This window comes from Brachyspira alvinipulli ATCC 51933, assembly GCF_000518245.1.
GTDB lineage: Bacteria > Spirochaetota > Brachyspiria > Brachyspirales > Brachyspiraceae > Brachyspira > Brachyspira alvinipulli.
This window is the reverse complement of record NZ_JADF01000008.1, coordinates 69,386-96,001: the sequence shown is the minus strand read 5'-3', so window position 1 is coordinate 96,001 and position 26,616 is coordinate 69,386. Positions and strand designations below refer to the sequence as shown.

At 25.5% G+C, this 26,616-nt stretch carries 25 protein-coding genes and 2 tRNA genes; 14 read left to right on the top strand and 13 right to left on the bottom strand.

The features are described 5' to 3' along the window. The first annotated feature begins 35 nt into the window (after positions 1–35). From T324_RS0100355 to T324_RS18335, 5 genes are read left to right on the top strand one after another with little or no spacing between them, the layout of a single operon-like run. On the top strand, positions 36–1,805 hold the full coding sequence (locus tag T324_RS0100355; protein WP_028328453.1) for a CASTOR/POLLUX-related putative ion channel: 1,770 nt from the start codon (positions 36–38) through the stop codon (positions 1,803–1,805). Next, positions 1,795–2,589: a potassium channel family protein gene (locus tag T324_RS18345; RefSeq protein WP_245580595.1), complete on the top strand. Its 795-nt coding sequence runs from the start codon at positions 1,795–1,797 to the stop codon at positions 2,587–2,589. Before T324_RS0100355 ends, T324_RS18345 begins: the two co-directional genes overlap by 11 nt. Beyond that, the gene (locus tag T324_RS18340; protein ID WP_245580594.1) at positions 2,573–3,544 is read left to right on the top strand and encodes a CASTOR/POLLUX-related putative ion channel; all 972 of its coding nucleotides are present in this window, start codon (positions 2,573–2,575) and stop codon (positions 3,542–3,544) included. Before T324_RS18345 ends, T324_RS18340 begins: the two co-directional genes overlap by 17 nt. A 15-nt stretch (positions 3,545–3,559) precedes the next feature. Further along, entirely contained in the window at positions 3,560–5,107 is a 1,548-nt protein-coding gene (locus T324_RS16370) for a potassium channel family protein (RefSeq protein WP_245580593.1), read from the top strand. A gap of 23 nt (positions 5,108–5,130) precedes the next feature. Continuing rightward, complete coding sequence (locus tag T324_RS18335) at positions 5,131–5,316, top strand: hypothetical protein (protein ID WP_425387414.1); 186 nt, start codon at positions 5,131–5,133, stop codon at positions 5,314–5,316. Between the two features lie 4 nt (positions 5,317–5,320). On the opposite strand, the gene T324_RS0100340 is transcribed toward T324_RS18335, so the two are convergent. The 3 genes from T324_RS0100340 to T324_RS0100330 all read right to left on the bottom strand — a co-directional run bounded on the left by T324_RS0100340 (position 5,321) and on the right by T324_RS0100330 (position 5,917). Next, positions 5,321–5,665 carry an ankyrin repeat domain-containing protein gene (locus tag T324_RS0100340; protein WP_028328452.1) on the bottom strand — a complete coding sequence of 115 codons (345 nt, stop codon included), beginning with the start codon at positions 5,663–5,665 and terminating at the stop codon, positions 5,321–5,323. Between the two features lie 76 nt (positions 5,666–5,741). Then, positions 5,742–5,815 (bottom strand) — tRNA-Ala (locus tag T324_RS0100335). 28 nt (positions 5,816–5,843) lie between these two features. Then, positions 5,844–5,917, bottom strand: a tRNA-Ile gene (locus T324_RS0100330). Positions 5,918–6,086: 169 nt separating this feature from the next. On the opposite strand from T324_RS0100330, the gene T324_RS0100325 reads away from it, so the two are divergent. Together T324_RS0100325 and T324_RS0100320 are read left to right on the top strand one after the other, a co-directional pair. Beyond that, on the top strand, positions 6,087–7,406 hold the full coding sequence (locus T324_RS0100325; protein ID WP_028328451.1) for an AI-2E family transporter: 1,320 nt from the start codon (positions 6,087–6,089) through the stop codon (positions 7,404–7,406). 2 nt (positions 7,407–7,408) lie between these two features. Next, positions 7,409–7,939, top strand: coding sequence for an SRPBCC family protein (locus T324_RS0100320; RefSeq protein WP_028328450.1), 531 nt, complete (start codon positions 7,409–7,411; stop codon positions 7,937–7,939). A 33-nt stretch (positions 7,940–7,972) separates the two neighbouring features. On the opposite strand, the gene T324_RS0100315 is transcribed toward T324_RS0100320, so the two are convergent. Next, on the bottom strand, positions 7,973–8,305 hold the full coding sequence (locus T324_RS0100315) for a winged helix-turn-helix transcriptional regulator (RefSeq protein WP_028328449.1): 333 nt from the start codon (positions 8,303–8,305) through the stop codon (positions 7,973–7,975). 124 nt (positions 8,306–8,429) lie between these two features. Between T324_RS0100315 and T324_RS0100310 the strand changes: the two genes are divergently transcribed. Continuing rightward, on the top strand, positions 8,430–8,984 hold the full coding sequence (locus T324_RS0100310) for a flavodoxin family protein (protein WP_028328448.1): 555 nt from the start codon (positions 8,430–8,432) through the stop codon (positions 8,982–8,984). A gap of 87 nt (positions 8,985–9,071) precedes the next feature. After that, positions 9,072–10,031 carry a DUF2156 domain-containing protein gene (locus tag T324_RS0100305; RefSeq protein WP_028328447.1) on the top strand — a complete coding sequence of 320 codons (960 nt, stop codon included), beginning with the start codon at positions 9,072–9,074 and terminating at the stop codon, positions 10,029–10,031. Between the two features lie 18 nt (positions 10,032–10,049). Here T324_RS0100305 and T324_RS0100300 read toward each other — a convergent pair whose 3' ends face one another. The 4 genes from T324_RS0100300 to T324_RS0100285 form a co-directional block, all read right to left on the bottom strand. After that, on the bottom strand, positions 10,050–13,223 hold the full coding sequence (locus tag T324_RS0100300) for an efflux RND transporter permease subunit (RefSeq protein ID WP_028328446.1): 3,174 nt from the start codon (positions 13,221–13,223) through the stop codon (positions 10,050–10,052). Positions 13,224–13,251: 28 nt separating this feature from the next. Continuing rightward, positions 13,252–14,763 carry a TolC family protein gene (locus tag T324_RS0100295; RefSeq protein ID WP_051436757.1) on the bottom strand — a complete coding sequence of 504 codons (1,512 nt, stop codon included), beginning with the start codon at positions 14,761–14,763 and terminating at the stop codon, positions 13,252–13,254. A 139-nt stretch (positions 14,764–14,902) separates the two neighbouring features. Continuing rightward, positions 14,903–15,877, bottom strand: coding sequence for a hypothetical protein (locus T324_RS0100290; RefSeq protein ID WP_156920126.1), 975 nt, complete (start codon positions 15,875–15,877; stop codon positions 14,903–14,905). Positions 15,878–15,893: 16 nt separating this feature from the next. Continuing rightward, entirely contained in the window at positions 15,894–16,229 is a 336-nt protein-coding gene (locus T324_RS0100285) for a PadR family transcriptional regulator (RefSeq protein WP_245580590.1), read from the bottom strand. A gap of 140 nt (positions 16,230–16,369) precedes the next feature. Between T324_RS0100285 and T324_RS0100280 the strand changes: the two genes are divergently transcribed. Both T324_RS0100280 and T324_RS0100275 read left to right on the top strand, forming a co-directional pair. After that, positions 16,370–16,930 carry a TetR/AcrR family transcriptional regulator gene (locus T324_RS0100280; RefSeq protein WP_028328442.1) on the top strand — a complete coding sequence of 187 codons (561 nt, stop codon included), beginning with the start codon at positions 16,370–16,372 and terminating at the stop codon, positions 16,928–16,930. A 107-nt stretch (positions 16,931–17,037) separates the two neighbouring features. After that, positions 17,038–18,039 (top strand): NAD(P)H-dependent glycerol-3-phosphate dehydrogenase, encoded by a 1,002-nt coding sequence (locus T324_RS0100275; protein ID WP_028328441.1) that lies wholly within the window; start codon positions 17,038–17,040, stop codon positions 18,037–18,039. Between the two features lie 2 nt (positions 18,040–18,041). Here T324_RS0100275 and T324_RS0100270 read toward each other — a convergent pair whose 3' ends face one another. Then, on the bottom strand, positions 18,042–18,452 hold the full coding sequence (locus tag T324_RS0100270; protein ID WP_028328440.1) for a hypothetical protein: 411 nt from the start codon (positions 18,450–18,452) through the stop codon (positions 18,042–18,044). A 126-nt stretch (positions 18,453–18,578) separates the two neighbouring features. On the opposite strand from T324_RS0100270, the gene T324_RS0100265 reads away from it, so the two are divergent. From T324_RS0100265 to T324_RS0100255, 3 genes are read left to right on the top strand one after another with little or no spacing between them, the layout of a single operon-like run. Then, positions 18,579–19,625, top strand: coding sequence for a DUF1385 domain-containing protein (locus T324_RS0100265; RefSeq protein ID WP_028328439.1), 1,047 nt, complete (start codon positions 18,579–18,581; stop codon positions 19,623–19,625). Continuing rightward, a complete protein-coding gene (locus T324_RS0100260; RefSeq protein WP_028328438.1) occupies positions 19,616–20,743 on the top strand; it encodes a hypothetical protein in 1,128 nt (375 codons plus the stop codon). Before T324_RS0100265 ends, T324_RS0100260 begins: the two co-directional genes overlap by 10 nt. A gap of 10 nt (positions 20,744–20,753) precedes the next feature. Then, positions 20,754–21,773 carry a WYL domain-containing protein gene (locus tag T324_RS0100255; RefSeq protein WP_028328437.1) on the top strand — a complete coding sequence of 340 codons (1,020 nt, stop codon included), beginning with the start codon at positions 20,754–20,756 and terminating at the stop codon, positions 21,771–21,773. A gap of 41 nt (positions 21,774–21,814) precedes the next feature. Here T324_RS0100255 and T324_RS0100250 read toward each other — a convergent pair whose 3' ends face one another. The 4 genes from T324_RS0100250 to T324_RS0100235 all read right to left on the bottom strand — a co-directional run bounded on the left by T324_RS0100250 (position 21,815) and on the right by T324_RS0100235 (position 26,602). Then, the gene (locus T324_RS0100250) at positions 21,815–23,902 is read right to left on the bottom strand and encodes a glutamine synthetase III family protein (RefSeq protein ID WP_028328436.1); all 2,088 of its coding nucleotides are present in this window, start codon (positions 23,900–23,902) and stop codon (positions 21,815–21,817) included. A 118-nt stretch (positions 23,903–24,020) separates the two neighbouring features. Beyond that, positions 24,021–24,839, bottom strand: coding sequence for a nucleotidyltransferase-like protein (locus tag T324_RS0100245; protein ID WP_028328435.1), 819 nt, complete (start codon positions 24,837–24,839; stop codon positions 24,021–24,023). Between the two features lie 6 nt (positions 24,840–24,845). Next, on the bottom strand, positions 24,846–25,982 hold the full coding sequence (locus T324_RS0100240; RefSeq protein WP_028328434.1) for a protein-glutamate methylesterase/protein-glutamine glutaminase: 1,137 nt from the start codon (positions 25,980–25,982) through the stop codon (positions 24,846–24,848). A 26-nt stretch (positions 25,983–26,008) separates the two neighbouring features. Further along, positions 26,009–26,602, bottom strand: coding sequence for a chemotaxis protein CheD (locus T324_RS0100235; protein ID WP_028328433.1), 594 nt, complete (start codon positions 26,600–26,602; stop codon positions 26,009–26,011). Between the last annotated feature and the right edge of the window lie 14 nt (positions 26,603–26,616).

The window sequence follows — 26,616 nt, the reverse complement described above, 5'->3', positions numbered from 1 at the left end:
TTGAAATTTTTAATATAGTTTAGTATAATTTAAATATGCTTAAAGATATACCCAAATATATAAAATACAGAATAGATAGAATGCTCAATAAAGGTTTATTCTATCAATTAATGCTTTTGGTTTTTGCAATCATAATTTTGCTTTTAATAGTTTCTATTTTCATAATTATAGTATTTCAGTATCCGGCAAAGCGAGCATTTTGGGATAGTTTAATGCAGTTTATAGATACCGGAAATATATCTTCGGTTGAAGGAAGTTTTGGACTTGTTATAACTTTTTTAATGGTTACTTTCATTGGTGTTTGCGGATGGGGTTCTTTAATAGCTATGATTAATAAGGCTTTGCAAGATAGAATTAATAATCTCAGCAAAGGTAATGCTTTCATAATGGAAAAAAATCATGCAATAATATTAGGGTATGGAGAAGAGGCTTTAACTATAGTAGAAGAATTTATTATGGCTAAAGTAAAAACTATCATTATACTTTCTGAACATAATGTTGATGTCATAAGAAAAAGAATATCTTTTATAAAAGGTTATAAAAAAACTAATATTATAATAAGAGAGGGAACCAGCAGCAGAATAGAGAATATTAAACTGCTTAATATATCAAAATCATCCAGTATATCAATCATAAATAATGATGATACAGAATCTTTAAATATACTTCTTGCTTTAAAAAAAATTATATCAGAATATGAACTTGAGAATAAAATTAATATATGCGTACTTGTACATGAAGAGGATACTATTGAAATTATAAAGTCAATTGAGGATAAAAACTTTGTCATACATATAATTTATAAATATGAAATCCTTTATAAACTTATAGCGCAAAGCATTATTTATACTGGTTTAAGTAATGTATATGAAGATTTATTTTCTAATGATGGTAATGTTTTTTATATAGAAACGGATCATGATTTTGATAATCATACATTTGAAGATGCTGCTTTAAAGTATCTTGATAAAGGTATGATACTTCTTGGAATAACTAAAGAAGATAGAAGTCAATTATTAATACCAAAGCATGATAATATCTTAAAAAAAGAAAACAGATTGGTAGTACTATCTAGAAATAACAATGATGATTCTATAAAAGAATATCCTGATATAAAACCGAATATAATAAAATATAAAAATAATATTTTATTAATATGCGAAGAAAAAAGATATGAAGAAATAATAAAAGAAATTTCTGAATATATGGAAAATCACAATATAAGAATGCTTAGTTATGACTTAATAAAATCTCAAAAAAATAAATATAAATTCATGTTGGAAAAATTGAAAAAAGAAGAAATAACAAAAATAGTTTTGATATCGGAAGATAATATTACAGATGTAAAAAGTATCAATATACTTTTAATAATAAGACAAATAATAAGAAAAGAAAATTTAAATATAGCAATATTATCATTACTTAATTCAATACAAAAAAGAAACTTAATATACTCAGATGATGTGAGAGATTTTATAGTAAGCGGTAAACTTATAGGAATGCTTATGGCACAGGCTTCTCTAAGTTCAAATATATTGTATATTTTTTATGGTCTTCTAAGCAAAAACGGAAAAGATATAATAATGTCTCCATATTCTGATTATTTTAAAGAACCAAAGACATTCAAAGAAGTTTATTTATCTTTATTAAATAAAAAAATAATATTGATAGGGGTAAAAAGATATAATGATGTCATATTAAATCCTAATAATGAATGCTTATTAGATAATAAAGATGAAATTATAATTATAACAAATTATATTTTAGCTGAAGAAAGCGAGGAGTTAATATTTTATGATATTTAAAAGCATACATAAATATATTAAATACAGAATAGACAGACTTTTTAATAAGGGCTTAGTATATCAATTAATCATATTAGTTTTGGGTATTTTATGTATGCTTTTGGTAACTTCCATATTTATGCGTTTTTTATTTAACTACCCATTAGAAAAAGCATTTTGGGAAGTAGTTAATCAATTTATTGCTACTGGAAATATATCAGCAGTTGATGGACATTTTGGTATTGTAATAATATTTTTAATTATTAATTTCGTTGGTGTATGTGTATGGGGTCTTTTAATTGCAATGATTAACAATTCATTGCAATTAAGAATATATAATTTAAGTAAAGGAAATTCTTTTATAATGGAACGTAATCATTCTATTATATTAGGATATGGTGAAGAGGCTTTAACTATTATAGAAGAATTTATTATAGGAAGAGCTAAAAAGATAGTTCTTCTATCTGAACATGATGCTGACAGTATAAAAAAGAGAATAGTATTTATAAAAAAACATGGTAAAGCTGACATTATCATAAGAGAAGGCAATCCTAACATAATAGAAAATCTCAAATTATTAAATATAGAAAAATCACATAGTATATCAATTATAAATGATAATGATACAGAATCATTAAAAATATTATTATCTCTTAAAAAAATTTCAGATGAATCTGATAATAGACATAATACTATGAATATTTGTGTTCTCCTCAATAATATGGAAAGTATAGAAATAATAAAATCTATAGAAGATAAAATATTTAAAATACATGCTGTGTACAAATATGAAATACTTTTATAAACTTATAGTTCAAAGTATAGTATATACTGGTTTAAGCAGCGTTTATGAAGAACTTTTTTCTTATAATGGAAATGATATAAAAATAGAAAAAGACTATAATCTTGAAAATATGAAATTTATAGATGCCAGCAGAAAAATGTTAAATAAAAATGAAATATTATTAGGATTTATTGATAACAAAGATAAAACTTTATTTAGTCCAGGATATAATAGTCTAATTAAAAATAAAGATGATTTAATTATATTATACAAAAATAAAGGAAAAGAAAATATACATATTAGTTCACATGTAGGCATAGAACCTAAATACAAACATAAAGTATTATTAATATGTAATAATATTATAAGTTCTGAAATCATGGAAATAATATCAATATATAATAATGATAGTGAAATTATACAATTAGATTACAGCGACATAGATAATGTTAAAATTAAATATGAATATTTATTAAAAAATATAAATGAAAATCATATAACTAAAATTATAATTATATCTGAAAATATAGATACAGATGTGAGAGCAATCAATATACTTCTTATTATTAGACAAATTATTAGAAAAAATGATTATCATATACCTATATTATCACTGATTAATTCTATAGAAAATAGAGATTTAATATATTCGTATGATATTAGAGATTTTATAGTAAGCGGTAAACTTATAGGGATGCTTATGGCACATGCTTCACTTAATCCTGATATATTGTCTGTATTTAATGGGTTGTTTAGTAAAAATGGTAAGGATATAATTATGCAAAAATATTCAGATCATTTCAATGAACCTAAAGAATTTATGGATGTACATTTAGAACTGTTAAAAAAAGGTATTATTGTTATTGGAATTAAAAGTATTTCTAAAATAGTATTAAATCCTATGGCTAATGTTATAATTAATACTACAGATGAAATAGTTGTTATTACTAATTACGATCTTATGAAAAATAATTAATTTGGAGATTATGTTATGTTTTTTTATAGAATTTTAAAATATATAAGATACAGAATAGATAGAATATTTAATAAAGGGCTATTGCATCAATTAGTAGTATTAATCATTATAATATTATCAATACTTTTTATTATATCATTGTTTATGAATCTAGCATTTAACTATCCTATTTTTGATGCATTCTGGGACAGTTTGATGCAGTTTATAGATACCGGTAATATATCAGCAGCTGAATCAGAAAGAGGGTTTAATGGTGTTGTCATAACTTTTTTAGCTGTAACTTTTTTTGGAGTTTGCGGATGGGGTTTACTTATTGCAATGATAAATAACTCATTGCAGGAAAGGATAAAAAATCTTACAGAAGGCAATGCTTTTATAATGGAGCGTAATCACTCAATAATATTAGGTTACGGAGAAGAGGTTTTAACTATAATAGATGAGTTTATAAAGGGAAGGGCTAAAAAAATAGTTCTTCTTTCAGAATATGATCATAATACAATAAAGAAAAGAATATCATTTTTAAAAAACTATAAAAAAAGCAATATTATAATAAGACAGGGAAATCCAAGTATATATGAAAATTTACTACTGCTTAATATAGAAAAAGCTACAAGTATTTCTATAGTTAATAATAATGATACAGAATCATTAAAAATACTTCTTTCTCTTAAAAGAATAATGGAAGATAGTAATTATAAACATAAAGTAAAAATAGATATATGTGTATTAGTAAATAAGAAAGAAAGCATAGAAATTATATCATCTATAAATGATACTAATTTCTTTAATATACATATAATTTATAAATATGAAATTCTATATAAACTTATAGGTCAAAGCATTATCTATACAGGCTTAAGTAGTATTTATGAGGAACTATTTGATATAAAAGGTATAGATATAGAAATAAATTATAATCATAATATTGATAATATGAGTTTTAAAGAACTTTCTCTAAAGTATATAGATAAAAATAAAATATTATTAGGATTAGTAAAAAAAGAGTCTGAACTTAGAAGTTTATATATACCAGATGTAGACTATAGAATAAAAAAAGAGGATAAACTTGTTGTTTTATTTAGAAATGGTGATGATGATGATATTATAGACATAACTAATCATATTGATAATAATATATCTTACAATCATAATGTTTTGCTTATACTAGAAAAAAATAAAGAAAATGAAATAATGAAAGAAATACATGAATATGTAGAAGAAAAAAATATAATAAAAATATATTATTCTGATATTATAGAACAGGAATACAAAAAAGAGTTTATAGAGAAAAAAATAGAAGATAATAAAATAACAAAAATTGTATTAATATCAGAAACTATGGAAACAGATATTGAAGCTATTAATTTATTAGTAATAATAAGACGTATAGTGAAAGATAAATATAATATACCAATATTATCATTAATAAATTCTATAGAAAATAGAAATTTAGTATATTCAGATGATATTAGAGATTTTATAGTAAGCGGTAAATTAATAGGTACTCTAATGGAACATCATCAAAAGACTCTAATTTGCTTTATATATTTAATGATCTATTAACTAAAAATGTAAGCGATATTATAATGATACCTTATAATAAATACTTTGATAAAAATAGCGAAATAACTTTTTTAGATATATATAACTATTTATTAGATAAGAAGAAAATAGCAATAGGATTAAAAGAACAGTCAACAGTAATATTAAATCCTCATTCAAATAAAAAGATAAATAATTCTCATGAAATAATAATTATTACAGATGAATAATATATTATTGTATCAACTTTACTATATCAGGATAATTTTTTTGTTTAGCATAAAATAGGGCATTATTTCCATATTTATTTACTATTGATTTATCAGCATTGGCTTCAACTAATAGTTTAACAACTTTAATATGTCCTTCCATACTTGCTAATATTAATGCTGTATTTCCAACATCATCCTGAATATTTATATTAATATTTTTTTTAAGTATTTTTTCTATAACATCCTCATCGCCGAATATAGCAGCATCCAAAAAAGTCTCTTCATCTTGAGTAAGAGAGTATGCGGTATTTAAAGGAATTAATATTAAAGATATTACAATTAATGCTATTAATGATTTTTTTATCATAAAGAATCTCCTTTAAAAGTTAATAAAATAAAACGATTCCCAAATATCATAATTTAGAAATCGTTTATTAAAACTGTGGAGGTTATGGGGATCGAACCCACGACCTACTGCGTGCAAGGCAGTCGCTCTCCCAAACTGAGCTAAACCCCCGTATTATATATTAAAGAACCTGAGCGTGTGGGCCTGGGAGGAATTGAACCACCGACCTTTCGATTATCAGTCGAACGCTCTAGCCATCTGAGCTACAGGCCCTTTTAATCATCAACGATATGAACTAGAGTATATCATACTACAAAAAAAATATCAAGTCTTTTTTGGTTAAAAATAATATTTTTTCTAATTTTTCTTTTATGATATTGTAAAAAATATGTTTCTACTATATTATTAAAAACTATTAATAACTTTATAAAGATAATATAATATGATGGACAATAATAAAAATAGTTTTTTCAAAAAAGAAAAAAACGGACATATATTAAACCATAATAAAATATTAATAAACGGCGGAGAAATATTATTAGTTATAAGTGTATCTTCTGCTTTTTTTTATTTTTGTTTCTTAATAAGAAATATTATTAACCCAATTATATTATATATAATTTTAATATCTGCAATAATTCCATTTTGGAGATATATATGGGCTAAAACTATGGTATGCCTAGTATCTTTTTTATTTATGTTATGGGTTATAAAAGAGGCTGGATATTTAGTAGCTCCTTTTCTATGGGGTATATTTTTAGCATATATGTTTGATCCTTTGATTACAAAAATGGAAAAAAAAATTCCTAGAATAATAGGAGTTTTATTAATATTCATACCACTGGTTATATTAGCCATAATATTTTTTATGTTTATTCTGCCTAGGACTATTGAAGAAATGGATGTTATATTAAGAAATTTACCTCAATATGTTGATAAGATATATAATTCTATTTCTTCATTGCTTATATATATATCTGAACGATTGAATAGAACTGTTGGAAAAAGTTTTAATATAGATATGGCTATAGATTCTGATTCCATAAAAGATTTTCTATTTGGAAGCAATGGTATGCTCACTTTATTATATAAAAGAGTTACAGATTTAAAATTCCAGAATATCAATAGTATTACAACAATATTCAGCATAATATTTTCATATTTTGTTATATTGCCATTTGTTACTTTTTATTTGATGCTTGATTTTCAAAATATAAAATCTAAAATTATTAAACTTCTTCCTATGAGATGGCAGACATCAATCAGTGATATAATAATTAAATCAAATGATATTATTAACAGCTATATAAGAGGAATGACTATACTTGCTGTATCATTTTTTATTATAAGCTACATACTGCTGTCTATAACATCTACTAAATATGCATTTATGCTTGCATTACTTAGAGGGCTTTTAAATTATATACCATTTATAGGACCTTTCATAGCATTTTTAGCAGCTATGTTTGTAGGTGTTATTACCGAACCTATATGGTGGCATGGTGCCTTAAAAATGATTATAATATACGGAGTTATACAAATACTAGATTCAGGTTTAATGGCACCTAAAATATTAGGAAAATCCGTACAGATACATCCTATAGCAGTAATGTTCAGCACTATAATAGGCGGGGTATTATTTGGTATACTTGGTGTATTATTTGCAGTTCCTTTTTGCGGTATAATACTCATTATATCTAGGAATTTTTTCAATAAATATTATCATTCTAAATTTTATACTTTAATAAAAAAAGGACAATAGAAATGTTATTTTATTTAGTTCCAGTATTTATAATCTTACCTTTATTTTTAATGGGTATTATGATATTGCTTCCTACATCAATAGGTAAAAAAATGCCTCCTTCTTTTTCTAAAGAGAAAACAGAAATATTGGATATACCAAGAAATGAATTATATAGTTTATTAAAGGATTATGATAATTATCCTATATGGCTAAAATATATATCTGTAGTTAATACCCAGAGATTAGAAGGCGATAAATTAAAAGTAATGCAAACTTATACTAATAGAAGAACATATCAGGAATTCGTAGAAGTTAGAAGGGTTGAAAATAGTGAAATATCAATAGTAAAAATGGAAAATGAATTTACTGTTTTATGGACTTATATACTAGAAGATGCAGATAATAATAAAACAAAAATGACTATAAAAGAAACTTTATATGTTTATCATCCTTATTTAAGATTTATGCTTAAATATATTCTTATAGATGAAAATGGAAAGTCTGACTTCTTAAAAAATATAAAAAAGTTTATTAAAAACAGCAAAAAATAATTTTTTATTATTTAATAGTTTGGATTAATAAAATTATTTTTTATTTTTTTCACCCCAAATACATATAGCATCTAATATAGGTATAAGAGATTTTCCTCTTTTCGATAAACTGTATTCAACTTTTGGCGGTATTTGAGGATATTCTTTTCTTACTATTAAATCATCTTTCTCTAATTCTTTTAAAGATAAGCTCAACGTTTTATGAGATATATTTGATATTATTCTTTTTAATTCATTATATCTTACAACTTTTAATTCTGATAATATATATAATATTATCATCTTATATTTACCTGATATTAATGACATAGTATAAGCAAAACCTGTATCTTCCATGTATTTTTCTTTTAATTTATTTTTTTCCATAATTTTATACTCCTAATACTTTACTTATAGTTAGTATATAACATTTTTGTACGTACTTGTTATTAATAATATATAATACTATAATAATAATATCAATAATAATTTATAATATAGGAGTAATAAAATGAAAAAAATATTAATATTAAATGGAAGTCCTAGAATGAATGGAAATACTTATGCATTAATAGAAGAATTCACAAAAGGAGCAAGAGATAAAGGGCATAATGTAATAAGATTTGACTTAGATAAAATGAATATTCATTGCTGTAAAGGATGTTTGAAAGGAGGAAAAGATAAAGAAAGTCCATGCTCTCAAAAAGATGATATGTTAAAAATATATCCATATTATAAAGAAGCTGATATATTGGTATTAGCTTCACCTATGTATTATTGGGCTTTTTCTGCTCAATTAAAAATGGCTATAGATAGGTTATTTGCAGTAACTGAAATAGATCCTAATTATAAAACACCTTATAAAGAATGTTTTATGTTAATGGCTGCTGAAGGAAATGATGAAAATAATTCTAAGCCTGTTATAGAATATTATCAATGTTTATTAAATTATCTTGGATGGAAAGATTTAGGATATTTAATAGCAGGTGGAGTATTTAATATTGGAGATATAAAAGGCAAAGAAGAATTAAAAAATGTTTTTGAAATGGGAAAATCTATAATGTAATATTTACATTAATTATTTTTAATATATAATATATGGTCAACAATTAATAAAATTATATGATATCTAAAATATAATTAAGGATTTTATATGCTAAATTTTGAACCAATAACATTAGAAAAACAAGAACTTTATCATAAATATTTTTCTATAACACCTCAGCAGTCAGCAGATTATACATTTATGAACTTATTTGGTCTTAAAGATATTTATATGCTTGAATGGGCTTTTACTGAAAAATTGGTTTGGATAAGGCAAAAATCCCCGTATACTATTTATTGGGCTCCTATTGGTGATTGGTTTAATAGTAATTTTTGCAATGATATGAGCCCATGTGAAATATCAGGAGAAAGCATAATAAGAATTCCTAAAGAACTTGCATTATTCTGGGAAAAAACAACAAAAATAAAAGTAAAAGAATCCAGAGATGAATGGGAATATATATATGATTTAGATGAACTTAAAAACTTATCAGGAAAAAAATTTCATAAAAAGAAAAATTTATATAATCAATTCATAAAAAATGATTTTGAATACAAACATATAGATAGTTCTATGGTAAATAAAATATTTGATTTTGAAAGTAAATGGGAGATAGATGAATTAAATAATAATGCTGAGAATATCAATAATAATGATGAAGCTATAGAATCATGCGAAGCTTTTGAAACATCAAAATTAATATCACATGAAATAAGAGCCGAAGCGGATATTGCAATGATAAAAACATTATTAGATAATTGGGATAATATAAACCATATATCAGGAGGTGTTATATATATAAATAAAAAAATTGCTGCATATACTATAGCTGATTTAAGTATGAGAGATACTATAGTAGTTCATTCAGAAAGAGGAGATAGGGACTATAAAGGAAGCTACCAGGCTATTAATAGATTATTTTTAGAAAATTTAATTGATAGTGATAATAGATTTAAATTTGTAAACCGCGAACAGGATGTTGGAGATTTAGGACTTAGAAAAGCTAAGATGTCATATAACCCTATAGGATATGTTGAAAAATATCAAGGCTTTTGCACAGATTTTTAAATATACATTTTATAATAATCACTTATTTTTATAATTTATTTTTATAAGTTTCAAATCTGCTGATATCATAAATAGACAAGGCAAAAGCACTAATGTCAAAAGGGCAGCAAATAAAAGTCCATAAGCCATAGCCATAACCATAGGTACTATCAAATCAGCACGTCCTCCTATACCATAAACTGTAGGAAGAAGTCCGAATATTGTAGTAACTGTTGTTAAGAATATTGCTCTGAATCTGTCTCCGGCACCTTCTACAACTGCATTAAGTACATCTTCTTTTGTATGTATGTTTCCTTGCTCAAGTATTCTATTTATCAAGTCTACCATTATAATACCATTATTTACAACTACACCTGCAAGCCCAACTATACCAACAGCACCAACAAATGACATAGGCATTCTGTGTGCAGCAAATCCAAGTATAACTCCTATTATTCCAAATGGTATTATACCTAAAATCATGAAAGGCTGAACGAATTTATTAAATTGAAGAAGAAGTATTACATATATTGCAATTAAAGCAATAACATATCCCCAAGCAATACCGATTATAGATCCTCTAGTTTCTTTTACCTCTCCTGCAAACTCTACGCTTATATTTGGATATTCTTTTGATATTGAATTAAAATAATCCTGCATTGCATAGGTTACCTGTATAGCAGTATTTTTTCCTTGTTCAATATCTGCTGTCATAGTTATAGATTTTTTACCATTATAATGTCTTATGCTTGATTGATTATTTGTAATATATATGTCTGCTATATCTTTTAATTGTATTAGTCTGTAATATGTATTTGGTATATAAAGATTATTAAGCACATTTGTGTCATAAGTATATTTTTTATCTAATCTTACTCTGAAGTCTAATTTATTTTCAAATTGCTGAATTGAAGTAGCTACTATTCCAGCATAAGCTGCTCTTAATTCTCTTGCTGCATAAGCAACATTCACTCCAAGTTCTGACATTCTGTCATAATCGAATATTACTCTTAATTCTTCTTGTCCGATTTTATCATCATCATCATAGTTTATTATTCCATCTAAACTTAAAAGATGTTCTTTCATTTTATCTTTTACTTCTTTAACCATAGCAGTATCATTTCCTATTATTTTTATATCAACTGCTTTACCAGGGTTTATAGGAAGTTTGGTATTTACTGTTATTAATTCTAATTCATTTTTAATTCCGCTTTTTTCTATTGCTAAATTTAAATCATCAACTATATCATAAGCAATTTTTTTTCTGTTATTAGCAGGAACTAAATATATCATAGTACCCGCAAGATTATCCATTTCTTCGGATACTTCAACAGTATTTTTATCTAATTGCTTTCCTAATAAACTGTATACTGCTATTATATCATTAGTATCTATTGTATTATAAATAATATTTTCTACCTGCTGAAGATATTTTTCAGTTTTATATAATGAGCTTCCAACACCTGTATCTATATTAACAACTATAACATCAGCACTGGTATCATAAACTAAAGTAAACTTTGCAAATATTATTTTTGCTATTGCTAAAGTGATGAGCAATGTAATTACAAAAAAGATAAATACAATATATCTAAATCTTAATGTAAATCTCAAAAATTTAACAAAAGGTATTTTTAATTTATTGAATAATTTATCTTTATCAAAATCAAGAGGATTTTTGAAATTAAATCTTTTTCTTTTATGTTCTCCTGTAAGTTCTTCTTTAGTTATTAAATTATTAGGAAGAAGTAAAACAGCCTGAAATATACTTACAATCAAGGCAACAATTACAACTCTAGGATATTGATTGATTAATCTTCCCATAGTTCCAGTAACAAATATTATAGGAGCAAAAGATGCAACAGTGGTGAGAGTAGAAACAAGCATAGGCATAAATACTTCGCCTACAGCACTTTTTGTAGCATTAAGTCCTTTGATTCCTCTTTGATGATAATTAAAAATATTTTCTGAAACTACTATTGAGTTGTCAACTATCATACCTAAAACCGTTATAATTCCTCCTAAAGAAATTATATTGAAAGTTATTCCTGAATATGTCATATAAATAAGAGAAACAGAAATAACTATAAGCATTCCAAGCGAAGTAAATATTGCACTTTTGAAATCTAAAAATATTATAAGTATTATAAATATTATAATAAATCCTGTAATAATATTTGAAGAAACTGCATTAAGTAAATCATTAATCGTTCTTGAGTTATCAGCCATAGGTACTATTTCTATATTATTTGGTATGGACGCTTTATTATTTTCAAAATATTTATTAACATTGTCTATAGTTTTCAATATATCCGCATCTTCTTTTTTTATAATGTTTATTGAATATCCATGCTGACTATTAACCCTCATATATACGCTTTTATCAACGAATAATTCTTCAACTCTTGCCACATCTCCGATTCTTACTGGCTGACCATTGAATATAGAACGTATAATAACATTTGTAATAGATAATGGATCTTGAAATTGTCCTGTAGTTACAAGAAGTTTATTTTTTTCTTCTAAATCAGCATTTTCATCAGGCTTCATACTTCCGCTTGTAGAACGTATATTTCTTAAAGATAATGCCTGCACAATTTCTGATAATGAAGTATAGTATTCGCTTAATTTATTAGGATCTGCCAGTATTTGAATTTCTGGATCTGTTCTTCCATAAACTTCAATATTTGCAACTCCGTCTACATATTTCAATTCTTTTTCAAATTTTTTGGATATATCATAAAGTTCTTTTTCACTTCCTTCCATTCCTTTTTTGAATCTTATGCCTAAATTGTATATGGGAAGTCTGTTTGCATTAGCTTCAAAAATTTTTATTTCTGAAACATCTTTTGATACATTAGGAGCATTCTGAAGTCGTCTGAATATTTCATCTTTCACAGGTCTTGAATCCTTAAGATTCATATCTATTCTTATAGTGAGTATTCCTGCATTTTCTATTATTATAGAATAAAACTCATCAATTCCTGCTATAGTCTGGAGTTCATCTTCTATTGGAATCATAGCATACTGCTCAACATCTTCAGGAGAAGCACCTGGATATATAACTTGAACTATCATAACATCAAAGTTAGTTGATGGGAAAGCTTCTTTTTTTATATTAAGATAAGAGTATATTCCTACAGCTAAAGTAACCAAAATAATAACATTAACTAATAATCTGTTTTTGGCAAATAATTCTATTATTCTATCCATATTTTCAATTCCAATAAAAATATTAATTCTAATTATTAAGCAGTACCAGAGAATTATAATCCATAACAGTAGTTATGATGAGATACTGTAAATTAAGAAGTTCTGCCCTTGCCTGAGCTAAATCAAGTCTTGCATTTATTATTTCATCTGTAGGTAGCCTTCCTTGTCTGAATTTGGCATTTTGTGTATTTATCCTTGATACTATAGCATTAACTTCTAATTTTTTATTTTCAAGCATTTTTTTGTAGGCCTCAAACTCATCATAGTAAGTACCTATCTGCACATCGAAATCTCTATTAACTCTGTCAAAATCAGCAGTAACAGCATTTAAAGCAGCATAAGCATCTTCCATTTTAGCTTTAGCATCTCTTCCGCCTATAGGGTAGGAAAACATAAGCCCTACAAAATAATCAACATTAGTCATAGTAGAAAAAGATTTAAAATATCCGCTGTCATCTAAACTTGATAATGATACGCTTCCTACTATAGATAGATCAGGCAATGCATTATTTTTCATTATAGAAATAGCGTATTCGCTTCTTAATTTTAATTGATAAGCCATTTGTCCTTGAGCACTTTCTAAAAATGGTACTATATTTATTTCTGCATTTATAGATGTTTCTAATGTCTGATTCCAATCATCTTCATTAGGTATTATATTTTCTTCTGGTATAAAAAATTGTATATTTCTAATAACTTTTTTAAGCATTAATTCTGATTTATCTCTAGCTTCTATATATTTTAATGTTTGTCTTCTAGCATTTTGATATGAATCATTATCTATCACTCCGCTTTTATATCTTTTATAAACTTGATTTTCAAAACTTCTTGCTTCTCTTATCATTTCATTATATAAAGCTATTAATTTTCTTGACATTATCCATTGATAGTACATTTTTTGATATGATATCAATACACTTTGATCATCTATTATTCTTTTTAATTTAGCTATAGTAAGCTGATATTCTGCATCTTTTATTGGGTATCTATCAAGTTTACCAAAAAAATCTCTAAGTATAGGCTGAGCTATTTGTATTTTAATACTAGGATAATAGTATTTAAAATTATTAGTACCTAAATTAGGAAGTTTTCCATTTATTGTACCAATAGGAGTATCTACAGGAAGTATAATATCTCCTGTATTAAAATCACCAAAAAAACTGTCATGTTTTATTTCCACAGACCATCTGGTTCCAGAGTAGGGTACAAGTCCGCTGAATCCTGCTCCTATTCTAAAACCATTATAATTAAAGTCTGATGTTGGTAAAAAATTGTATTCATCAAAATGGCTTTGCTTTCCTATAGCACCTGCCTGCAAATCAAATTTTAAATCTCCAGAACTTTTTGCTTTTGTTAAATTATTTGCAGCATTACTTTCTTGAGATGCTGTTAATTTCATTTCTGGTATTAATAATTTTATTCTCTCCATATATTGTGTGTATGGAAGCACTACCGTATTTGTGTTGTTAGTTTGAGCAAAAACAAAAATACTTAAAAAAATTGAATGTAAAAAAATAATATATGCAAATTTCTTAAACACTTTATAACACCCTATTAAAAATATTTTTGTATTTTATTATTTTTGCATTTTTTATCAAGTACAAGAAAATTACTATTGTATGATAAGCTACATTTTTTTATTTTTGTAAATTATTTTTTATATTATAATTTTTATAAAATTATATTTTATTAGTACTATTTAATTTTATTATGATGTATATACTATCAAGTAATAGAGCAAATAATATGCAAATTAAACAAAATGGTTGAAAATTATTAAATATTTTAAAAGAGATTGAATTTACTGCCGCTAATTTGATTAATGCATTTGTAAAATCAATATTAATTATATCATATAATAAAAGCCATAATGAAGCAGCAATAGCAGATACTATATCAATTCCAATAAATAAGCTAACAGTTTTTCTATTATATCTATTTCCAATTAATTTGATAATTTCTCTTGATACAAGCATTAAAATAAATACTACAGGAAATAAAAAACTTTTATTTATAATATCAGTATTAAAAAATTCCAAATATTCATTGTTTATTTTAAATGAAAATATTTTAGGAGATAATAATAAAAGTAATAAAAATATAATTGATGCTGCTATTGTAATGATTGATTTATATATATTTGCTTTTTCATTAGGAGGTTTTGGAAGATTATCAAAGTCTATAAGATTAGAAATATTAATATTTCTCTTTGAAATAAATAAAAATATTAATGTTACAAAAGAGAATGCTAATAACATTGAAGTACAAATATCGCTTACTATATTAATCAAATTCAAATATTCATTATTTATAAATATATTAATTATTGATGAAACTATTACACCTAGCAATGTTGAAGATAATACAATTTTTAATATAAGTTTATAATATATGTAATACGGATATTCTATTAAGCATTTATTGTAATCGGTATCATATTTATGAGCAAGTTCATAAGGGTTTCCAATTTCCATTAATATATTTTTAATGTCTTTTATTTCATAAGATGAGTTAGAAAATCTTTCTTTGATTATATCATCAATTAAAGTTCTTATTTCATTTGAAACATCTTCTCTAATTTTATAAGGCATTGATTTTGTAACAGCATAAATATATCTTTCAATAATATCTTCTATTTTTTTATTTTCATTCATATAAACTCCTAATATATTATTCATTAATAATTTTATTAATATTGGATGAAAATTCCTTCCAATGATTAACAGCCTTTTTTAAAAATTTATTTCCATCTTCTGTTATTAAATAATATTTTCTAGGCTTATCTTCTTTAGTGTTCCATTCACTTTTTAAAAGTCCTTGATTTTCCAATCTTCTCAAAAGAGGGTATAAAGTATTGGCTTCAACAGTAATACCATGTTCTTTTAATTTAGCTATCAAATTATATCCGTACTCTTCTTTTTTTAATTGACTAAGCACAACTATTATCAATGTTCCCCTTCTTAATTCCTGCATCAAATTTGATATTATATCATCATAATTCAACATTAATTCCTTTAATATATTATATAATACATTATACTGTGTAATACACAATATATCAATATCTAAAATAAATTTTCTTTGACAAACTTTATTTTTGTTGTAATATTATTTAAATAATTTTTTGATAAAATATGTTTTTATTTATGAAAAAAGAAAAAAAAGATTTAAGAATATTAAAAACTGAAAAACTGCTGAAAGAATCATTACTTGGGCTTTTAAAAACTAATTCTCTTAAAGACATAAGTGTAACAGAAATATGCGATAATGCTATGATAAATAGAGTTACATTTTATGATCATTTTAATAATAAAGAAGAATTATTAAATTCAATCATTGAAGATATAAAACAGGATATTATAAAAGAATTAAAAAAAGATAATTCAATATATGATTTTAGAAAAAATTACAGAAAGATTTTAGAGAAAGTTATAAACTATTTTAATGATAACAAGCACTATTTTAATGTTTCTTTAATAGATTATAACAATACATCATTATTTGTATCATCATTATATAAAATATTTACAGAATATTTATACGAAACTATGAAATGCGATAATATTGAAAATACTAAAATAATGTCTCAATTTTTTTCTGGAGCCTTAGTATCTGTTATATTTTGCTGGGTTAAAGATGATGATAAAATAAAAAAAGAAGACTTACTTAATAATATATGCATCTTATTAGAAAAATCATTAAAATAAAAATTATGCATTAATTTTTTAAGTTTACATAATATTTTTACTATTCTGACTTGATAATAGTTATTTTTTATATATACTATAATTTATAAAAATATAATGAGGGGTTTATGTCAAATATCGGTATTATTGGTGCTGGCGGATGGGGTCTTGCTCTTGCAAACATATTTTCAGAAAAGCATAATGTAAAAGTATGGGTACATAGTGAACAAAGCTATAAGTTATTAAGTACAACCCATGAAAATGACAATTATTTAGAAAATATAAAACTAAATGAAAATATAGAATTTACAACAGAAGTTGGAGAAGCAGTAAATGATAAAGAAATAGTTATAATAGTAACTCCATCATTTGCATTTTCTCAAGCCTGCGAAAATATAGAACCATATATAAGCAATGAACAAATACTTGTATCGGCCACAAAAGGTCTTGATAGAAAAACTGGTAAAACGATGAGTGAAGTTGCTAGAAGTATAATATCAGGAGATTTATCAATACTTACTCTTTCCGGTCCTTCTCATGCCGAGGAAGTTGCTAGAGGAACACCTACTGCAGTTGTAATAGGTGGCGAAAAAGGCGTTTCTGAATATGTTAGAGATACATTAACTGTTCCTCCAAAATTTAGAATATACAATTCAACAGATCAAAAAGGTGTTGAAATAGGAGGAGCATTAAAAAATATTATAGCCATTGCAGGCGGTATAGTTGATGGTCTTCATCTTGGAGATAATACAAAAGCTGCACTAATAACAAGAGGTTTACATGAAATAGTAAGGTTTGCCTTAAGCAAAGGTGCAAGAATAGATACAATGTACGGACTTTCAGGTATAGGAGATTTAATAGTTACATGTTCTAGCGGACTTAGTAGAAATAATAGACTTGGAAGAGAACTTGCCAAAGGAAAAAAATATCAGGATGTAATAGCTGAAAATCACGGTCAGGTTGCAGAAGGGGTATATGCTACTACTGCAGCTTATGAATATGCACAAAAAAATAATATTTATATGCCTATAACAGAAGCAATATATAATATACTTTTTAATAATGCAAATATACAAGATACTTTAACAGAACTTATGAGTAAAGATGCTAAAAGTGAAGGATTCTTTTAAAATTAAATTTTTGTCATATCTAAAGACTGCTGAACAACATCTTTTAATATTATAGAAGCCTTAGCATTGTTTAAATCTTTAAACTCTAATATAACATAAGTAACATTATCAATATCTAGTCTAAATTTCGTTGCTTCGGATGAAGGGTCTCCTACTTTTACCACTCCTCTATAAACCATCCATCCCTTTAATACAACATTAGCATATCCATTTTCTTTCAAATCAATATTAAATGTGAAATAAGGGCTTTTACTCTTATAATAACCAGCTCTGTCTTTTAATTTAATCACTTTAACTGTTACTACTTCTTCTTTATTATGATATTCTAGCGATGATACTGTCTGTGTATTTGTGCTTTTACATGATATAAAAGAAATGCTAATAAAAAATAAAATAATAAATAAAGATTTCATACATATATAATATATGATTTTTTTTTGACAATTTCAAGATTTTTTTATGCTTGAAAGAATATGATATTTATTATATTATATATCTACTTTAATATTAAAATTTAAATATATAAGGATATTTATTGAATGAATAGAAAACTAGATGAAAATAGAATAAAAGAAGGCGTAGGAGGGCAGGCTGTTATAGAAGGCATAATGCTTAGAAATAAAAGTCATTATGTAGTTGCTATAAGAAAGCCTGATAAACAGATTGATTTTATAAAACAAAGCATACCTGAGAATAAAAATAAATTAAGCAAAATGCCTTTTTTCAGAGGTATTGTTAATTTTATAGATATGATGAAATTAGGATACAAAACTTTAGTATTTTCTGCTAATACTGCTGGAATTGAAGAAGAAAAAAAGGATACCAAAAAAACTAAAGAAAAATCAGAAAAAAATGATAATATTGCTATGACATTAAGCATGTTAGTATCATTAGCTTTTGCTGTAGGTCTTTTTATAGCATTGCCATATTTTATTACAACTCTCATAGGTATAAATGAAAAAGAAAATTTTGTTATTTTTAATTTAGCAAGAGGTGGTATTAAATTAGCAATATTTGTTTTGTATTTGCTTATTATATCATTTTTTAAAGATATAAAAAGAGTATTTGAATATCATGGAGCAGAACATATGGTGGTTAATGCTTATGAGCATGGACTTGATCCGGATACAGGAAATATAAGAGATTATACTACTATACATCCAAGATGCGGTACTACATTTATGTTTTTAGTATTAACAGTTTCTATTTTGCTTTATATGTTTACAAGTTATTTTGTTTATACATATATTTATGCTTCTTATACTCCTCCTAAAATAATTGGAAATTTAACAGTACTTGCTATTAATATAATACTATTTCCTATAGTTTCTGGAATTTCTTATGAAATATTAAAATTAGGTTTCAAGTTTTATAATTTCCCTCTTATGAGACTTGCTATATTACCTGGTTTATTGCTTCAGAAAATTACTACAAGAAGGCCTCAAGATGATGAAATAGAAGTGGCTTTATTTGCATTAAGTAAGCTGTTAGATAGTTCTGTAGCAAATAGAACGGAAGAAGATGTGCAAAATGATATTAAAAAAGCTGAAAATCAATCAAATTTAGAAGAAAAGTTATGCGTATAAAAAAACGTCTTATAGAAAAAGATGATTATTATGAATATTCTGCTAGTTATATAAAAAAGTATATTCTAATAGTATCTATAATTTTACTTATAGCAATATCTATATTTCTTTTTATATATATTAACTATAAAGTTATACCAAATAAATCATACAGCAGAAATGATTTACCAACTTTGGATAGTACTATAACTTCTATTACAAATGCTAGAGGAATATATTATACTGGTACTTTTTCTGAGGTACCTAAATCTATACAAATAAATGATAATATGGTTGAAAATTTATATTTATATTTATTTCATGATAATCATATAATATTTTGGAAATTATACAAAAAAGGATTAAAAAGATATTTTTCATATAATGCATTTAATATATTAGATGGAGATTCTCAAAATTTTATTATAAAAGAAGATGAAAAAGATTTTTTAGACTTTTATGACAATTTTATACGCTCTCAATTTAGAAAGAATGTAGGAGAATTAAATTTAGAAATACCAAATTTTTATAATACTAAAATATCTTTAAAAACATCAATAACCAATTTAATAGATACTGAATTTTCATTTAAATTTACTAACTTTAATGCTTCTATGGTAAACTGGGCAAGAAATAGAGCATTATATACATCATTTTATTATGGAATTCCTGCAGGGTATTTAGTTGTACCAGGAAGTGAGAATGTTATATCCGACACAAGTTCCATTTTGGCAATTAATACAGTAGGAAGAATTCCATCAAGATATACTCATAATATTATAGCTGCTTTAGTATATACATCATATACAACAGAACCTATACCAGTATTTATTTATGATCCAAAACCTGAATCTCAGAATTCTAAAATTATAAAATTTTTATATAAAGGAAAATGGTATATGTATAAAAATTTTGAGTCGCATGAATATAAAGATGTGATAGATTATTATTCTAAAGAAGATGGATTTAGTTTCGTATTCAATGCTACTGGAAGATATTTATATGATTCATTTGGCAATTTTAGAAAAATGGATCTTGAAATAGTTAATGGGGTATTAGATGGATACTTTACTATAAACGATGAACAATTTAAAATAAATGGAAATGCCGTAAAAGAATTCATTCATAGTGTTTTTTAGGAGATTATATATGACTGAAAAGAAAAAATTTGAAAGATTATTTGAACTTTATAGTTCGCTTCTAATTGATGGATTTATTCCTAAAAACAAAATTATGAATTCAAATAATATGTCAACAAGGACAGCTCAACGCGATATTGAAGATATACAAAAATATTTAAAAATAAAATTAAATTCAGATAATGACAAATATTATGTAGAAAAAGAAGATTTAAAAAAATTAAGAAAAGGAGTTAATTTAGACAATCAAAATTTAAAAGAAAATTTTGATAAATTATTTTCTGTATTTATAAAAAAAATAAGCAGTAATTTATCATTAATACCTCATTCTACAATATCTAAATTATTACCTCAAAATGTTGATAATGAATATTATGACGTTATTATAATAGCAAATAATGATATAAATAATATATCTATGGATAATGATATTTTGGATAAATTAATATGCTATATAAAAGATTTAAATGATATAAGTTTTGATTATTATCTTCAAAGTGAAGATGTTGTTTATAGAGTCAATGCTGTAGCGTATTTATTATATTATTTTCAAGGTATATGGTATTTGGTAGCAAATGATAATAAACATAATAAGATTAAAACCTATATAATAAGTAATATATCTAATATACAAATGCATAAACAATTAAAATTTCATTCGCAAAAAGAAAAAGAAGAATATGATAATGAATACAATAAAAGATTAAAGAAGCGTGAAGAATTAATAGATTTAATAGAAAGTAAAAGAAGTATATACTGGAGCGATGATAAATTAATAAAAACAGTAATTAATTTCAATTCTGATGTTGCACATTTCTTCAAAAACAGATACTATGGATTTAATCAAAAAGTAAAAAAAGAATTAGATGATGGCTCTATTGAAGTTTCATTTAACTTTTCATCGTTTACAGAACTTAGAATATTTTTAAGTCCTTGGATTGGATACTTTAGAATCATATCACCAGAAGAATTCCGCACAGAGTTTATAGATTATCTTAATAAGGCATTAAATATTATGAATAAAAAATAATGGGAATAAATATAATAAATATCTATTCCCATTAAAACAATTTATGAAAGACTATAAAGCATATCTCCATAAGTAGGAAGTTTCCAATACTTTTTGGATACTGTTTTTTCTAGTTCATCTATTGTAATTCTCATATCTTCTAAACATGTAAAAATTTTATCTCTATAAAATTTTGCTGATTTAGATATATCATTAATTTTTTTACCCTCTACTATATAACCTTCTAATTTATTCAATTTGTAGTCTAATAATTTTATTAATTCATTAAGTTTAGTAATTAAATCTTTTTCAACATCAAATTTAAGTTTTAGATTTCTTTTCTTATCCGCTATATCAGCTAATTCACCAGTATATTCTATAGAATAAGGCAATATTTGTTTATGCACCATATCTATCAATGTTAAAGCTTCTATATTAATTACTTTAACATATTCTTCCATACTTATTTCATATCTTGAATGTATTTCAGTTTCTGTTAATACTTTATGCTTAGTTAAAACATCTATATTCTTTTTTGATATAAAATGAGGCAAAGCATCTGGAGTAGTTTTTAAATTAAATAATCCTCTTTTAGCTGCTTCTTTAACCCATTCTTCAGAATAATTATTTCCATTATAAATTATTCTCTTATGTTTTTTTATTGTATCTATTATTAGATTATCTAAATCTTTTTCAAAACTTGTTGATTTCTCAAGTATATCAGCAAATTGTGATAATGCTTCAGCTACTATAGTATTCATTATTATATTAGGACCAGAAACTGAAAGGCTAGAACCTACCATTCTAAATTCAAATTTATTTCCTGTAAAGGCTAGAGGAGAAGTTCTATTTCTATCTGTTGTATCTTTAGTAAGTCTTGCCAAAGAATTAACACCCATTTCCATTTCAACTTTTGCTTTACCTTTATAATTTTTAGAATTTTCCATAGATTCTAGTATGTCAGTTAATTCATCACCTAAAAATATAGAGATAATAGCAGGAGGAGCTTCAGCAGCACCAAGTCTATGATCATTACTTGCACTTGCTGTTGTAACTCTAAGTAAATCTTGATATTCATCAACGGCCTTTATTATAGCAATTAAAAATAAAAGAAATTGTTTGTTTTGTGAAGGATTATCACCAGGATCTAATAAATTCATACCTGTATCCGTTGCCATAGACCAGTTATTATGTTTTCCGCTTCCATTAACACCAGTAAATGGTTTTTCATGTAAAATACAAGCTAAATCATGTTTCTCGGCAATTACTTTCATAAGCTCCATAGTAAGCTGATTTTGATCTGTAGCCATATTAGTAACTGTAAACTCAGGAGCCAATTCATACTGACCAGGTGCTGCTTCATTATGTTCTGTTTTAGCAACTATTCCAAGTTTCCAAAGCTCATTGTCTAGTTCTTTCATAAATGCAAGTACTCTAGGCTTTATTGCACCAAAATAATGATCCTCTAATTCCTGACCTTTAGGAGGACAAGCACCAAAAAGAGTTCTTTTACAATATCTTAAATCTGCTCTTTGCAAATATAGTTCTCTATCTATTAAAAAATATTCTTGTTCAGCTCCAACAGTTGTAAATACTCTGCTTATATTTGTATGTCCGAATAACTTTAATATTCTTTTTGCTTCCTTTTCAATTACCTCCATAGAGCGGAGTAGGGGAGTCTTCTTATCTAATGATTCCCCGCTGTATGAACAAAATGCACTAGGTATACATAAAGTATCATCTTTTATAAAAGCATAAGAAGTAGGATCCCAAGCAGTATAACCTCTGGCTTCAAATGTAGCTCTAAGACCTCCAGAAGGAAAGCTGGATGCATCTGGTTCGCCTTGTACTAGTTCTTTACCTGTAAATTCCATACGTATAGAACCATCATCAGTTTGAGTTATAAAGCTTGTATGTTTTTCTGCTGTTATTCCTGTCATAGGCTGAAACCAATGAGTAAAATGAGTAGCTCCCTTTTCAATAGCCCATTCTTTCATAGCATGAGCAACAACATTGGCAACTTCCAAATTTAAACGCTCTCCATTTTTTATGGTCTTTATTAATTTTTTATAAATGTCTTTAGGAAGTTTATCCTTCATAACATTATCATTAAAAACCATACTACCAAAAATTTCTGGTATCTTTTTCATTTTAGTATTTTCTCCTAAAAAAAATTATAATATAAATTTTTCTATTATATCACTACTTAGAATTAATGCAATATTACTATTAGTAGTTATTGAAAAAAATTAAGAAAAAATAAATTTTTTAAATATTTTTATGAATAAAATCCTTAATTTCGTACAAAGCTTTTAGAATTTCTTTTCTATGAAGATTATTTCTTGTTGAAAATAAAACCTTAATATCATTAATTTCAGAAAGAGACATATAATCATCACTAGCTATAACATCGTATATATAATCTATAGCATTAACTATTCCTTCATCATAATCTTTAAATTTAAAATAATCATCAGGTAAATTCCAAATTAATGCCTCTATAATATTTGGTGAAAGTTCATTTATAGCTTTAACTTCAGATGAAAAAGTAGAAAATATATACTTGAAGATTTTAACTAAATTAATAAAATTCTTTCCGCAATCATGTTCTTTCTTATCAAAATTTTTATTATCTAATTTAGGATAATCCATATCATTAAGAGCATCAACAGATGTAATCAGCACACCCTCAACCTTATTTTCCTCAACTACCTTAAAACATGGAAACAAAGCTATCTTTTCATTGTCATAATCAAGTATTAAAGAATTTGATATTTCAATAATTTTATTAGAATAATTATCATTTTTCTTAATAAGTTCAAGTATAGAATTTTTAAATTTTCTAGTATCATTTCCATTAGAAATATCATCTAAAATTATATAGATATTTAAATATTCCATATAACTTATATTTGTTCCATTTCTTTTTGCACCTGTAGCTATTAGAGAAATATTATTAAAAGATTTATGAGAAGATATTAATTGTGATACAGCATCAAGCTGTTTATCAATTTTATATGATGGGTAGATAGCAGTACCATCTACCCATTTATTTACATATTGATATAAATCTATATTTGAATCCATTTTGACTTATACTCTTTTTAAAGCAGCAGCAAGAATTTTATCTAATGGTAAAACTTCATCAACTCCGCCTCTAGCTATTGCTTCTCTAGGCATACCAAATACAGTACAAGTTTCTTCATTTTGGGCTATATTATATGCACCTGCATCCTTCATTTCCTTCATACCATTAGCACCATCATCACCCATACCAGTTAATATTATACCTATAGCCTTATTCTTAGCATAAACAGCACCGCTTCTAAATAATACATCTACAGAAGGCTTATGCCTAGTTACAGGTTCTCCATCTTTTACTTCAACATAATATTTACCGCCTCTAACTTTAATCATAGTATGCTTACCACCACGTGCTAATATAGCCTGTCCTCTTCCAACAGACATACCATCTTCAGATTCAAATACTTCTATTTTTAATAAACTATTTAATCTTTTAGCAAAAGAAGTGGTGAAATGTTCAGGCATGTGCTGAGTTATAACAATAGGAGGCGCTGAAGGTGTAACATTTTTTAAACATTCTATCAAAGCCTCTGTACCTCCAGTAGAAGAACCTATTAGAATAATTTTATCCATAGGTGTTTCTCTAGAAGGAGTAAGAGGAAGTATAATATCTGCTGAATTTTTCTGATACACTTTAAATCCAGAAGTCTTAGGAGCTTCTAAATTTAATGGTGTTCTTTCTGTAGCAGATGCAGGAGATTCTGCTGGAACACTAACTCCATGTTTTCTATAGAATTTTGCTCTATTAGCATAAGCATTTTTTATTTTTTCCACTAAATCTGTAGCTAATTCCTCAACACCATCTCTAACATTTGCAGATGGCTTTATAACATAATCAAAAGCACCTATATTCAAAGCATCAAGAGCTAATTCTCTATGTTTATCCAATAAAGAACTGAACATTATTACTGGAATAGGATTATTAAGCATAAGCTTTTTTAGGTAGGTAATTCCATCCATTTCTGGCATTTCTATATCCAAAGTAATAATATCAGGTTTAAGATTTTTAACCTTACTTTCTGCTAAAATAGGATTTGCTGCTGTTCCAACCATTTCCAATGCAGGATCTGAATTTACTATTTTAGTGAGTAATTGTCTAATTAATGCGCTATCATCAATAGCTAATACTTTAATTTTTGTAGCCATAAAAATCCTTCCTAATTATTAATATATTAAAACAGTGTGATATCTGATTTTTCCTCAAGTTTATGCTGCAAGTTTTTAGAATATTTAAGCTCTTGTTCAGCTGAGAATTCTTTAGTTTTGCCTTCTAGTTTTTTCATAAGAACTCTATTTTCTGTATTAAAGAAAAAAACTTTTCTAGGCCAAGATCCACCTATATCCTCACTTACTATGGGTATTTTTTCATCAGCCAAAAATTTTTTAGCAAATTGAATATTTTTATCAGGAACTTGAAGAATATTACTTGTCATACCAGATAAAACATGTCCACCTCCAAATATTTTAGCTGTTAGATTTTCTTTTTTGCCGCCTAATTTTATAATTTCATTTATCAAAACTTCCATAGCGAAAACACCATATCTTGTATTATTATAGTCTTCCGCAGGATTTTCCCATTCTCTCATTTCTGGAAGCATAAAATGGTTCATACCGCCAAATTTTAACTTATTTTCAAAGAGACAAACTGATATACAACTACCTAAAACAGTTTTAATAACAGCTGGCTCTTTAGAGGCATAGTAACCGCCTATATAAATAGTTATTCTCTTAAAATTACTATTGGCTGCTGCTGGAAAATCAATCATTATTATTACCCCTA